Raw genomic sequence first — 14,177 nt, 5'->3', positions numbered from 1 at the left:
CTTGTGCAATATCTTAAACTGGATATAGGTTGTGGTGGCAACAAAAAACCAGGAACTCTTGGATGGGATTACGTTCAATTGACTTTGCTCTCAAGCATTATCAAGGTATTGTGAGTGAATTTCCAGTTATAATCGAATTCCGCCATGACTATCAAGAGCCAACTGTATACCCTAAGCGTAGCAGCTTACTACGAATCGACTGGCTCAGCGATACCCGCTCCCAACTTATTCAGAAGTGACCGATGAAAATGAGTTACTCCAAGCAATCAATTGGTTTTCGTCTCCTTCTTAAAAAAGATAGGGGTTGATTTCTATTGATTAAAAAGTTTTCTCTGTATATCTCTCATAGTTGGAGAATCTATAAGAAAACAACAAATTATTTTTCGCACAAACACCCCACAATTATAACAGTATGGAAATCCTAGATTATTATGTTAAGTCAGCCCCTAGTGTACAGAATGCGCTGGATATTTTTCAAGGTGAATGGGCATCTAAGTTGCCTGGAAATTTGTCATTACTAAGTGCGGGACAAAGCGGACTGTTTGAAGATGCCCGCATTACCTGGGCTATTGAGCAATTAGGTGGAGTTGCAGGTCAAACAATCCTCGAACTCGGTCCGCTGGAAGCTGGACATACCTATATGCTGGAACAACTAGGAGCAGCATCAATTACAGCAGTTGAGGCCAGCACTCGCGCTTACCTGAAGTGTCTGATTGTCAAAGAAGTTGTAGTACTTCGCAATGCTCACTTTCTTTGTGGCGATTGCGTAGAATATCTGCGATCAAATCCAGCTAAGTTTGATACTGCTTTCGCCAGTGGCATACTTTACCACATGACAAATCCGGCTGAGCTAATTGGTCTAATCGCTAAAGTTTCAGATCGAGTTTTTATATGGACTCACTACTATGACGAGGATATAATCCGCAGCAATACTTATCTTTCTCAAAGGTTTCCTGAGAAGACTGCTGCTGAGTATCAAGGTTTTAAACATACACTCCACCGTCAGGAATATGCAGAATACAAAGGTGAAGTAAAAGCGACTGGTTTCTGCGGTGGTAGCAGTCGCTTTAGTAACTGGATGACCCGTGAAGATATTATTTCCTGTTTGAATTATTTTGGGTTAAGCGACATCCGCATCAACTTCGATCAACCTCACACTCCTCACGGGCCGTGCTTTGCTTTAGTAGCGATGCGGCAGTAAATGCTAATTTCCTGCTTCAACTTCAACAGTCATAATTTCCTTTAACTTCTCGCCAGCCTCAGAAAAATTTGGGTTTAAATAAATAGCGCGACGGTAACACACGATCGCGCGCTCTTGTTTTCCTTGCCCTAACAGAGCATTGCCCAGGTTAAAGTATTCCTCTGCTGTTGTTTTGGGTTCTAAAATCACGGCTGCATAAGAACACTCTACAGATTCTTCTGCCCTACCAATTTGCGAAAAAACCCTAGCTAAGTTGCGGTAAATGCCAGCAAAATTCGGTTGAATCGCGATCGCCTTTTGGTAGGATGCGATCGCCTCTGACCACAGATGCTGCTGCGCGCAAACAGTTCCGAGGTTAGCTAAAGCTTGGGCAAAATTAGGCTGAATTTCAAGAGCTTTCGCATACCAAGACTTAGCATCTTCTAGTTTACCTTGAGCTTGGCAAATATTCCCCAAAGTCTTGTAGGCTGGAGCAAATTTGGGTTGAATTTTTAGTGCTTGCTCGCAAACTGCGATCGCATCCTCCGACTTTCCTTGAGCTAAATACAACTCTGCCAGTTGATTTAAGGGATTTGCAACACTCTCCATCTCTTGCAGTTTAGCCTCAACTTCGACGAGTTGAGACTTCGTTTGTGCGAGTTCTTCCTGAGTTTTGTGATATTGAACTTGCCAGAGTTCAAGTTCTTCTTTCATTGGTTCCACTTTAGTTGTAAATTGCTCAAATACCCCTGGAGTTTGGTGCAGTTTTATCGAAAATTCCTCTAATTCAATTTCCATCTGGTACAGCTTAGATTGCAAGCGCCACTGTTCCATTAAAATCTGTGCTATTCGAGATTTAGATATAACTGAATCAACAGCTTGTCTCAACTGAGGAACAAAACGTTGAATGGTTAAATCTTCTATCTCATTGCGATCGGTGGAGTCAAACATCCAAGGTCTCGGAACAAGTGCATCGGCTATACCTCGAAGCATTTTTTCTTTGCTTTCTTGTAAAGAGCGAGTCGTATAATGATTAATTCGCAGCTTTTGCACTGAATTTGTTGTAGACCAAGGCCCCACTATCGTTTTTTTACTTTCTGTGGCCGCAACCCGATCGTTCAAATATGTAAAATTGTGAGGTGAAAGAGGGCGCATAGTCTCTACAGGACGCACGATTGATTTGATATGCTTGTTGATTTCCCAATCGTTTACGCCTCGTTTAGTAAAATTTTCTATTTGCAAGCCCTCTGGTCTAGTTTTGTGACCCGAAGATCCAAAAACCAGCCAATTAACTGCTACTGCTGGACAATCATAAAACTCCTCTAATACCTCTTTGAGATCGTCCTTTTCTGTGGGAAATAAAAACTCATCCAAATCAATAAAAGCTATCCACTCCGATCCTTGCCTGTAGTTTTCTAGACAATGTTCGTAAGCTGGAAGTTGTCCTGGTATCAAGGGCCAATCGTGCCAAATAACTTCGCCTGCCTTAATGTACGGTTGAACAATCTCAAAAGGGTTGTCAGTGCTGTTGTTGTCGTACAAATAAAACCTTTCAACACCAGCTATTTTATGAAATTCCAACCACTCAATTAAATAGGGTGCCTCATTTTTGAGAATCGCGCACACACTCAGTTTGCACTTATTTCTGATATTTTCTTGCTGGGGTGTCGGCTCCTGATTGGGATTATCCCGCAGCAACGGCTCGCTATTCCAAGGATCGAAGGGAATCAGTTTGTTCTTTTGTAAATTCGGTCGGAAGAAAAATTTGCATCGTTCGTTCAGCATCGCTGCTGCAAAAGAAAACGTGCTATTTGAAGTAGCCAAAACATCGCACTGGCTCAATATATAAAAATCGGGATAAAAAGGTGCTTCTGGCATCTCTACACCTAAATCTTTGGCTGTTACGGGGTGGTAATCAGCAAAATCCCCGACAACATTTTCGATTTCATCGCTAGCTATAAACAATACTGGTTCATCCAGAGTTTCCCACAAACCGTCCAGCCATTCTCTGTACCATTCATTCGGAGCAATAGAAAGATAAGGAACTATATCGCTTGCCCAACTATAGTCGCCCCGCCGTAAATGCAACGCCACAACTGTTTTGCCTCGTTCTCGCAAGCGGTTAACAGCTTCTTGCATCTTAGCTTCTACTTCCGACACTGGTTTGAACAGCGAACAGAAATACTCTTTCTGCTGAGCATGATACTTGGTGTGAAACTGAAAAAACCCAAAAAAATCTACGTTTGTAATTGGTTTGGGCGCGTTCAGTATTGCCGATTCTGAATTTTTATAGGGATATTGTTGCTCTCTAACTTGAGGCAATGGATGAGCAATTGGCGGCTCATTGTGACCGAAAAGATATTGACCGGGCCACGCTGGCAACTCAAGCCGCATCCCGTGTTCTTTGGTGTACATTTTCAAGAAAGCATAGTCAAATATCTGATTACCAAATCGCGCTATCGCGAATGCTGCCATCGTAATCAGCGGCTTCTTGACATAGAAAGCATCGCCCCAGTAGGGATGGTGCGTTACCGTTGCCACCCGCTGAAAGCCGTGCATTTCCAGAAATTCGTCCAACTGATCGATTAAAGCGCAGCCATCATACAGTTCTTCATAATTCACCTCCGTGTTGATTCCTGAGACATATTTCAACCAGTTAGCTGCTCCTTGCAAAGCCAACAGTTCTGCCCCTTGAATATCTATATTTAAGATATTAAATTCATAAGGATTGAGTTGCAGTTCTTGCAGCAGCGTATCAATCGTTCTTGACTGTACTTGAACTTGATGCGTTTCTTGAATGCTGGGATAAAGTTCTAGATGGCGCTTCAGTTGCAAAATAGAGCTGCTTTGATCGATCGAAGTCACGCGCAAGTTTACCGTACCATTTTCATGGCTAACAGCACAGTTGACCGCTTGAACATTTGGCACCCCAGCAATATTAGCTTGCAACCGTTCAAACACAACCGGGTTAGCTTCCACAAAAAGCACTTTTTGAACGCCCATTGCTTGATAAGTGCTGATTTCTGTGCCTTCGTGAGCTCCAACGTGAATAACTCCGTGCGGCACGATCCCATATTGACTGAAAATTTGCTGCAAGTCCAGCATTCGGGGTACTTCACCCAAAACATTTTGGCGGAATCGTTCATTTACAGCCAAGAAATTACTGAACTCAAAGTTTTCATCCTCTGACAGCCAGGTAGGTTTATATTCTAACTTATTCGGGAGAATCTTAAAAATTGAATAGCGGAATTTTTGCAAATACTCAAAGGCTTCTTTCAAGCTCGTTTTAGCATCTAGATAAGTCCCTCCATATTCAAATTGCAGATAATCTATTCTGCCTGTTTCTAGAAAATATTTTGCTCCATAAAGAACTTCTAATTCGCCACCCTCAACATCTATTTTTAGAAAATTAATTCTCTTTATGCCGTGGCGCTGACAGTAATTGTCGATATTAGTGGTCAAAACAGTAATTTCTTTGGGTGTATTGAGCAACCCTTGTTTTTCCACATCTACTCGGCGGTAAAAGCTACTCAATGGTGGATTGGCTTCGTAATAATAAAATGTCTTAACTTCTTCCTTCTGCCCTACAGCTACATTATTGGAAATTACTTGTTTATCTAGGTTCTGAATCAGCTTTTTGTAGACATGAGGAATTGGTTCAAACAGGTGAATTTCTACGTCATGTCCTTGACTCAACACTTCCGCTGTCCAATCCCCAGCATTAGCACCTACATCAAAAACCACATTCCCTGCATTAATAAATCTAGCGATAACTTGGCTCTCACCACTATATTGAAAGCTGCTATTTGTTATTTTTTCTGTTTCTTTCTTCTCTTCTGGATGCTTGGGCAAAACAGTAGCTACCCGGAACTCACCTGTTCGCGCAAACTCTTCCCATACCTTAGTATTAGCATCTTGACAAAACTGAGCTACAAGCGATTTTGCTCGTTCAGGTACAGAAACTATGGCATCTTCAAAGATAACTGTGTATCTGCTTGTTTTTGCCGATAGTGTAGCAATTATTTCATTAAGGCTAGGCCACTGTTCTATACGGTGAGGACTTGGTGGGGGAGACAAAAACAATCGAGCATCGTCAATCAGGATAAAATGTTCGCATTCAGAATTATTGATTACTTGCAACTCTTCGAGCAGCGGGCACTCATCATTTTCTCCGGCAGTACCGCCACCCATCCAATGAGCATCTAACCAGAATAGAGCAGGCTCTTTGAGTTGAGGGACAACTAATTTAAGCTGCTCTTTTGTATGACCCCACAAAAATTCTATATTTTTTACATGGCTGTAAGCACTGGATGTAGATTCATATATGTGCTTAGCAAATTCTATTGTCAATACCTTTTGAAAATGCTCTGCCGCCCACACAGATGTGCTGCCTTGAAAAGTCCCCGTTTCTACAAATGTTGGCAAATTATATTCATTTTTCAGCACCAACATTAGCTGTTTGCAATCTCCCAATCCCATCTTACATTACTCCTATGTATTTTTTTTCTTCCGTATTTAGGATACTATAGAACAAACTAATCTTTGATCTGGTAAACAAAGTACACCAATTGTAAACTCACCTTCGGACTTCTGGAATATATTCTATATATTCTTGAATAATAACAGGTTTTTCATTATTTTTAAAACGATTCCCTCCACTTGCGGAATGGGGACAACAAACTGACCGCCCCATTCTCGAATATGTTTACCTAATAATAAATCAGCTTGTTCAATCACCTGGCTAGTTTTGTCAAAGCCAAAATGTTCCACCATCAATTCAGTGTAACTCTTAGTATGACTTAGCCAAGTATCTGAATAGAAAAATAAGCATAGTCACTGAGCAACGGTGTATTCTCGTCGCAGGGTAAAATCTCTTACTAACCAACTACCCAATAAACCAGTACAGCCAGTTACAAACACCGAACGATCGCACCAAAAATTCCTCATTCCCACACCCTCCAAGGAGCCTCTCCATTATCCCACAGTTCATTCAAATATTTATACTCGCGGTAAGTATCCATCGCAAAGAAAAAACCATTATGACGGTAAGCCATCAGTTGTCTTTCCGCTGCTAACCTTTCTAGCGGCTCTCGCTCTAGAATACAATCATCTCCACCCAAATAATCAAAAATCTGGCGATTCAGTACCAAATATCCTGCACTAACCCAACCATCTAATTGCGGTTTTTCAGTAAACTGCTGTACTTGACCCAGATCGTCCACATTTAAAATTCCAAATCTAGAAATAGGACGGACTGTGGTAATGGTTGCCAGTTTACCATGGGATTTATGAAAATCAACCACCGCCGCAATATCTACATCAGCTACTCCATCCCCATAAGTTACCATGAAAATATCGTCAGTAATATATTTCTCAATCCGCTTCACCCGACCACCAGTCATAGTTTCTTGACCAGTTTCAGCTAGGGTGACATTAAAATCTTGCTCCTGATGTTCTCCGTGATACCTGATGGAATTTTGGCGGCCTAAGCAAATAGTAAAGTCATTGTTCATTGCCTCATAATTGAGGAAATATTCCTTAATCATGTTGCCACGATAGCCCAAGCAAACAATAAAGTCGCGGAAGCCATAATGGGCATATATTTTCATAATATGCCAAAGAATAGGATGCCCTCCAACATCTACTAATGGTTTAGGACGAAACTCTGTTTCTTCTCGGAGACGGGTACCGAGACCACCTGCTAGGATAACTACTTGCATTGTTTTATGCTTGTAAAGGTCATTAATTAATCTGAAAATTACCCCAATATTTTTACTCTCAAAGGGCTAAAAAAATCTTTTTGCCCTTAAGAACTAAACCATTTTCGCCTCCATCATCATTCTCACAACATCTTGCATTTTATACTTCGCTTCCCAACCTAATTTTTCCTTAGCCTTACCCGGATTTCCACGACCAATAGAAATCTCAGTAGGTCTATACAGACTCTCGTCAATCACCGTATGTTCCCGCCAATCCAAATCTAAACAAGCAAAGGCTGCCTTTACAAATTCCTCCAAAGTATAACTTTTGCCAGTAGCAATTACATAATCATCGGCATCCGACTGTTGTAACATCAAATACATTGCCTCCACATACTCCGGGGCCCATCCCCAGTCCCGTTGTACTGAAATATTCCCCAAATTTAACTTTTCCGAACTTCCCCCAGCGATTCTACAAGCTACCGCCACAATCTTTTGGGTTACGAACCTTTCTGGTCGCAACGGTGATTCATGATTAAATAGAATACCAGAACACGCAAATAAATTGTAAGCTTCCCGATAATTTGCTACCTCCCAAAAAGCCGTTGCTTTCGCCACCGCATAGGGACTTCTGGGATGAAAAGGGGTATTTTCATCCGCCGCCAAACCCCTCGTATTACCAAAACATTCACTAGAACTGGCATTATATAATTTCACCTTGCCCCCAGTAAACCGAATCGCTTCTAAAAGATTCAAAGTCCCAGTAGCAATACTTTCCAGAGTTTCAACTGGCTGTTCAAACGACAGTCCCACCGAAGTCTGACCAGCTAAATTGTACACCTCATCGGGCTGAATTTTTGTCAAGACTTGCAAGACGCTGCGAAAATCATTCAAAGACATAGATTCCATCTTCACGGAGTCGCGAATGCCCAAACGAGAGAGGTTTCGGAATTCAGACATTTGGGCATCCCGCGAAGTTCCGCAGACAAAATATCCTTTTTTAAGCAGGAGTTCAGCTAAGTACGCTCCATCCTGACCAGAAATGCCACAAATTAACGCTCTTTTTATCACAAAGAAACCCTCAATATTCTATTTTTAATTACATCAGAGCATCTTGCAGATTGAAACCGATTAATCAATTAGGAATTATGCAGCATATAGCCACGCTTTTGTTATGGATAGTAACCCCGATATCGTGGCTTTACGATATCACTTAGCCAATAGTCAACACATAGGCTTCATGTAGACCAAAATTAGGAATAACATATCTCAATGTTCCGCTTCCAATAGACACATCCTCTTCCTTCAAAATCACTAATTTCTGCACAGCCGCCTCTTGAGCGTTAGGAATTTTCTCTAATTTTAGATGGATTTTACCATTCTGGGCAATACCGAGCTGTTTTAAGTTTGCAAGAGTAACATCAAGTCTGATTGAGGAAGAATTATTCCGATCGAAATAGCCTAATAATACCTGTGCTTTACCGCTATAATTTGACTTGCTAGCCAAAGCGACAACTCTCTCAGAGGATGACTGACTTCGCACTCGCGAACTAGCTCCATCAGCATAAGCTTTATTCGCCCACCAAGCTGCTCTAGGCTGAAAAGAATTAGGTGTCACCATCCCAGCCAGAGTATTATTAAAGCAATTACTAACTTTATTGGGTCCCAAGCTACCCCAACAAGCTCTACAAGCACCGTCGGCTTGACCTCTTTCCAAATTATAGAAATAACCAAGAATATCTCCTGGTCTATACTGTCCAACCTCTCCGACAATCTCATTCACATAAAGTTTTTTGATTTTTAGGCTTGCGTAAGCTGGACTTTGGATGAAATTGCGTCTAGCTTCAATCAAATGATCGTCAACAAATAAAATGTTATCATCATTCAGTTCGTGCCAAGATAAAAAATTAACTTCCAGTTTATTTGCCTTGCAGTATTCGAGAAAAGCAATCAAATAATCTTTGCTATAAATTGCTATGCTTGGGCCTCCAATTATTGGTTCTGGGCCTAATTCTTGACGTAATATTTGATAAGCCCGTTTGTAAGTTTCAAAAAATTGTTCTCTTGTTCCCGCCCAAAAAGGATTTGCCCAGTCAGGCTCATTCCAGACATCCCAAAGGATTTTTTTACCTTTATTTTGTTGAGCAAGTTGTCGCACAAAAGCTTCCCAGGCAGGATAATTTTGATAGGGCCATCCATTCGGATTAGTTCCATATCCCCAGAGGTCGCTTACTATTAATTGAAACTCAGCACCTGAATTCACAACTCGGTCGTAGGTATCAACTCTTCCAGCTCGCCAAAGTTTAAACTGTAGTGGTTTAATCGTGCTATCTGGTGGATTACTTGGATCTATACCGTGTAGGATACCACTGACTGACTTAATTGATTGTGGGGCAGCAAAATCAACGTTTACATTAGATTGTACCTGCCCAAAAGTTGATAATTGACCAAAAAATAGTATTAACAGAGCTGTAGCCAATGCTAACAAAAGTTGCGGGAGCTTTAGCAAGTTTTTGACACTAAATTTTGTTCGCATATTGGCTCCTAATGGTATTCATTCAAATTTGACTATAGCAAGAATCACGTAAAGTTGCCGTCGGTGCAGTTTCGATATATGCAGGTCGTGTCCAGATAACTGTGGGTTAAAACTGAAATTTTATTAAGTCGCAAAAGCCAATTCACCACCTAATGTAGTCGCCACTAATTCTTTCCATTCTACTGAGTCTATCAGAGAATAACTATCAAACTCTTTACCAACTTCTGCATAAAAAGTGGCAAAGTTTTGTATCCAGTAGAAGATAGTTTCTGTGGTCAAAAAAGGCGTACAAGTCAAAGATTCCTCCAAATCTCTAAACATTTTAGCAAGATTACCATGACAATGAGCGTGCCAAGCACTCCACACCAAAGAGCTATAACGTAATTGTTTTTCTACTAATTTCATCTGTTCTTCAAGTCGCGGATTCAAAAATCTTTTTTCTGGATCTTTTTCCCTCGATAAAGCCTCTGCAATTGTATTCAAATATTCCTGAAGCATCCGTTCTTCCCGGAACATTTTTTCGGCTCGTAATTTACATTCTTTGCCTACAGACTGCCTCAATTCCGAATTCGCGACCCAAGATTCTATCGTTATAGCCAATTCCCTCACCGTTCCTTTGGGATCGCGATTCGGGTTAGGTAATAACTTTCCTGTCTCCCCCAACTCCTCTGGAATGCCACTGACAGCAGTGGCAATTACAGGTAATCCTTTTGCCATTGCTTCCATCACAGCTAAAGGCATTCCCTCTGCTTTTGATGGTAGAATAAAAATATCGCTAGCATCGAGCCAATCTGAAATATCCCACCGTTGACCTAAGAATTTAACTTGGTTGCTTACTCCTAAATTTGATACTTTTTCTCTCAATTCAGGTTCCATATTATCGTGAGTAGTCGCCCCAGGGCCGGCCCAAACAAAATAAATTTGCGACCATACTGGACTCTGTTTTAACTGCGCGATTGCTTCCAATTGATACTGATAGCCTTTAACGGGAGTAAGACGCGCTGCCGTGAAACAAACTATGGCATCTTCTGGAATTCCTACCTCCTGTCGCAATCGGTTGCGAGTTGTGGCAACAGGGGGGACAAAATAACTATCAGGCCGTCCGTAATAGATAACTTTTCCCCAGTCTTGAGGCATTTTAAAACATTTCTGGCATAAGTTTAAATTTTCAGAAGAAACTGCAACCATAGATTTTGCCGTAGCATAATGATAGGAGACAGCATCTAAATAGGGAATTTTGTCCCATCTATGGAATTTAGCAAAACTTGGGTCAATATAACCTAAAGCAATGATATAGTTGATCCCTCGTTTTAAAGCTACTTGCTTGGCTGCAAAATTTGCCATCGGCCAGCCATCACTAAATATAATTAAATCGGGGGGAAACTGCGAGAAAATATTTTCAGCATCAGCCTGATTGTAGGCGATGCGGGAAAATTCTTTCATCGTGTCAAACTCTAACCAAACGTGACGGATACCAAGTTCTTTTTGCTTAGTAATTAATGGGTTAGAAGTTTCAGTTTGAACGCAAGTAACTTCGTATCCTTCTGTGGCTAACTTGCATAAAAGTGAATGGTTAAACTGAGCCATTCCTCCGACTCCGTGATCTTCAGCATATAATAGAATATGCGGATGATTCTTTCTAGAAGTTAAGCTGCCAGTGGAGTTAGCTTGATGGAGATTATTCATCGCCATTGTCACTGCTGCTTGCCATTCTTGCCCATTACTTAACGAATTTGCATCGAAATTATAACCGTATTCGAGAGAATAGACTTTAAAAGCTTCTACCCAATTTAAGATAGTATCTATCGGTGAGAAAGGGCTGTAATATAAGGATTTTTCTAAAGCCTCACCCATTTCTCCAAAATGCTCATCCCGATACATTCGCCACGCCATCCAGGTTAAAGATTCGTAGCGTTCTTTGCCTTTTAACTGACGAATTTGATTGGGTAAATCTGGTCTGGCAAAAAAAGTTTCCATGACAAGTTCCATATTTTTCATCAACTTATAACCGCTAGACATCAGATTAGCATCGTGCTGACGATAACCAATAAGTATCTCTTCTAACCAGGCGGCTTTGCAGCCATTTAAAGCTAAGCGTAAGGCGAAATCTAAATCTTCGGCGGGGGGAAATCGCGAATCAAAACCGCCCAATCTTTCCCACCATTCTCGCCGCAGCATCATCGCACTTGGGCGGACAATTTTATAGATTACAAAGGTTTCTAAATCTAATTTTGGCGAACGCTGCCAAGGCATTACTGGATGGATATCTCGCCCCTTATCGTCAACTATTAGCCAACCTGTTTGTACCATACCTAATGTGGGGTCAGCATCTAGATAAGCTACTTGTTTCTCTAGCTTTTCTGGTAGAAAAAAGTCGTCGCTATCTAGAAAAGCTAAAAATTCGCCCTGGGCTAACTGACAAGCATGATTTCGCGCGGCGGCGGCCCCTTGATTATCTTGATAGACGTATTTAATTAAGTCTAAATAAGGGGATAAAACCTTGCGGGTATTATCTGTGGAACCATCATCTACGACAATAATTTCCCAGTTTTGATAAGTTTGATTGAGAACGCTATCTATGGCTTGGGCAATGTAACGATCGCAATTGTAAGCGGGGATAATAACGCTGACTCTGACTTTTTTATTGGGGATGATATTAGCCATTAAATTTTTCCATTCTAGTAACTTTCTCAGGGCAAAGCCATCGATTTCGCAGCCGTAGGCTTGAGAAATATCGGTGAGGCGCTTTACCCAATCTACTATAGTTGATGTCACCGAGTACGGACTATAACGCAACGATTGTTGGAAATACTCAGCCATTTCTGCGGGATAACCGCTGTAGTAAAGTTGCCATGCCATCCAGGTTAGGGCTTCGTAAAAAGCTGGTTTTTCTAATTGGCGGATGCGTTCTGGCAAGTCGGTTCTACTGAATAAATTTTGCTTTAATTCAATAAAAAGGTTGGCTTGTTTGAGCGCTCTTTGGATAGAGACATTTTGCCTGTGTTGGCGATAGCAAACCGTGACTTGAGGTAGCCAAGCAGCCTCGCCTCCTAATAATGCTAAACGCAGCACTAAGTCTGAATCGTCTACGGAATCATACTGAGAGTCAAAGCCACCAACTCGATCTAACCACTGCTTTGAGAACATCATGGCACTGGGAAGTACGGGCATATATACGACCCAGGTTTCTAAGTTTAACTGGGGTAAGTATTCCCAGGGTTTGATATCATAAATAGTTTCGCCTTCCTCGTTAACAATTCGCCAGCCACTATTAACAATTGCGAGGGAGGCTTGAGCATCAAATAAGGCTACTTGGGCAGCTAACTTATCTGGTAAGAAAAAGTCATCTTGGTCTAGAAAAGCAATTAATTCACCCTTGGCTTCTCGGATACCAGAATTACGGGCGGCTGCTACTCCTTGATTTTCTTGATAAAGATAGCGAATTCTGTTAAAATAGGGCTGTAAAATTTCGCGAGTATTATCCGTTGAACCGTCATCTATGATGATAATTTCTAAGTTTTTATAGGTTTGGTTCAGTACGCTTTCTACCGCTAGCGCGATGTAGCGATCGCCATTATATGCTGGGATAATTACACTGACTCGCGGTGTCGAATTTGCCGTTAACATGAATTTCTGAAGTAATTGGGAAGGGGAAAGCAGCACAACCCAGATCTAGACGTGCTCTACGGATTTTTTATCCCTGTTTAGCTTGTAGAATACAATTTTACTGACGTTTGCAACTCTATAGGATAACAGAATAGTGAATCCAGAAACAGAAGTGCTTGATTTGCTGCGACAGGCAGAAGTAGATTTAAATGAAGGAAAGTTAGATCGAGCGATCGCTTCCTGCAAGCAAGCTCTACAAATCTATCCCAACTCGGCCCATGCTTGCAAAATCTTGGCTAAGGTGCTGCAAACTCAAGGTCAGCTAGAAGAGGCAAAGCAATGGTACGCTAAAGCGATCGCACTCGATCCGAATTTAGCCGATGTCCACGCTAACCTTGGCAGTCTCTATGCTAACCTCGAACAGTGGCCAGAGGCGATCGCATCTTACCAGCAAGCTTTAACTCTCCAACCCAAGTTTGCGGGAGTTTATCGGAACCTAGCTCGACTATTTGAGCAAATTGGCAAGCCAGAGGAAGGCGCAGATTTCTGGTATATTGCTCTGATGTTAGAGCCAGATTTCACGGGTGAAACATTCCTTCATGTCGCCTCTAGCCTGATGGCGCAAAATAAAGTAGAAAGAGCAGTTATCTGTTACCTCCGCACTATTTATTTGAATCCCAGTTGTTACGAAGCTTATTATAAATTAGCAGAAATTGAAACTTCACTGGAACAGTGGGATGATGCGATCGCTCACTATCGCAAAGCTATTCAACTCCAACCAGATATCTCTGAATTATACTACAAATTAGGAAATGCTTTGCAAGCAAAAGGACTCTTAAATGAAGCTGTAACTACTTACCGCTTTGGTCTCGATCTCAATCCCGATTACTTTTGGTCTTACTACAATTTAGGTAATGCTCTTCTTAAATTGGAAAAGTGGGAAGAAGCTGTTGCTGCTTATCGATTTAGCCTTGAACTTAACTCTGATTTCCCTTCGTCTTACTATTATATAGGCGCTGGGGGGGTGACAATCCGGCCCAAAGGCTTATGGGGTAAAGATTGAGCCGAGTTGTGGTAAAAAAAGATAGGCAGCCAAATTGTTACACGCTTGCCTATCGAAAAACATAATGTTACCCTCATTTTATCAGATCCACTT

Annotated in this window: 9 protein-coding genes; 3 read left to right on the top strand and 6 right to left on the bottom strand. The window is 41.4% G+C overall.

Annotated elements, in window-relative coordinates:
* Window positions 1-62: 62 nt before the first annotated feature.
* On the top strand, window positions 63-239 hold the full coding sequence (locus PN499_RS16345; protein ID WP_272033132.1) for a hypothetical protein: 177 nt from the start codon (window positions 63-65) through the stop codon (window positions 237-239).
* Between the two features lie 173 nt (window positions 240-412).
* Window positions 413-1,201, top strand: a complete 789-nt coding sequence (locus tag PN499_RS16340; RefSeq protein ID WP_272033130.1) for a class I SAM-dependent methyltransferase — start codon at window positions 413-415, stop codon at window positions 1,199-1,201.
* Between the two features lie 3 nt (window positions 1,202-1,204).
* Here PN499_RS16340 and PN499_RS16335 read toward each other — a convergent pair whose 3' ends face one another.
* The 6 genes from PN499_RS16335 to PN499_RS16310 form a co-directional block, all read right to left on the bottom strand.
* Window positions 1,205-5,659 carry an FkbM family methyltransferase gene (locus PN499_RS16335; RefSeq protein ID WP_272033128.1) on the bottom strand — a complete coding sequence of 1,485 codons (4,455 nt, stop codon included), beginning with the start codon at window positions 5,657-5,659 and terminating at the stop codon, window positions 1,205-1,207.
* Window positions 5,660-5,782: 123 nt separating this feature from the next.
* On the bottom strand, window positions 5,783-5,953 hold the full coding sequence (locus PN499_RS16330) for a hypothetical protein (RefSeq protein WP_272033126.1): 171 nt from the start codon (window positions 5,951-5,953) through the stop codon (window positions 5,783-5,785).
* A gap of 170 nt (window positions 5,954-6,123) precedes the next feature.
* Window positions 6,124-6,900, bottom strand: coding sequence for a glucose-1-phosphate cytidylyltransferase (rfbF, locus tag PN499_RS16325; protein ID WP_272033124.1), 777 nt, complete (start codon window positions 6,898-6,900; stop codon window positions 6,124-6,126).
* 93 nt (window positions 6,901-6,993) lie between these two features.
* Entirely contained in the window at window positions 6,994-7,947 is a 954-nt protein-coding gene (locus tag PN499_RS16320) for a GDP-mannose 4,6-dehydratase (protein ID WP_272033223.1), read from the bottom strand.
* Between the two features lie 145 nt (window positions 7,948-8,092).
* Window positions 8,093-9,415: a GH39 family glycosyl hydrolase gene (locus PN499_RS16315; RefSeq protein ID WP_272033123.1), complete on the bottom strand. Its 1,323-nt coding sequence runs from the start codon at window positions 9,413-9,415 to the stop codon at window positions 8,093-8,095.
* A 123-nt stretch (window positions 9,416-9,538) separates the two neighbouring features.
* Window positions 9,539-13,078, bottom strand: a complete 3,540-nt coding sequence (locus PN499_RS16310; RefSeq protein WP_272033121.1) for a glycosyltransferase — start codon at window positions 13,076-13,078, stop codon at window positions 9,539-9,541.
* Between the two features lie 97 nt (window positions 13,079-13,175).
* Here PN499_RS16310 and PN499_RS16305 point away from each other — a divergent pair, with 97 nt between their 5' ends.
* Entirely contained in the window at window positions 13,176-14,084 is a 909-nt protein-coding gene (locus PN499_RS16305; RefSeq protein ID WP_272033120.1) for a tetratricopeptide repeat protein, read from the top strand.
* The last annotated feature ends 93 nt before the right edge of the window (window positions 14,085-14,177 follow it).

The organism is Kamptonema animale CS-326 (genome assembly GCF_028330895.1).
In the GTDB taxonomy this organism is placed as follows: Bacteria; Cyanobacteriota; Cyanobacteriia; order Cyanobacteriales; family Microcoleaceae; genus Kamptonema; species Kamptonema formosum.
Note: the sequence above shows the minus strand (reverse complement) of the source record. Positions and strands in the feature narration are given on the sequence as shown.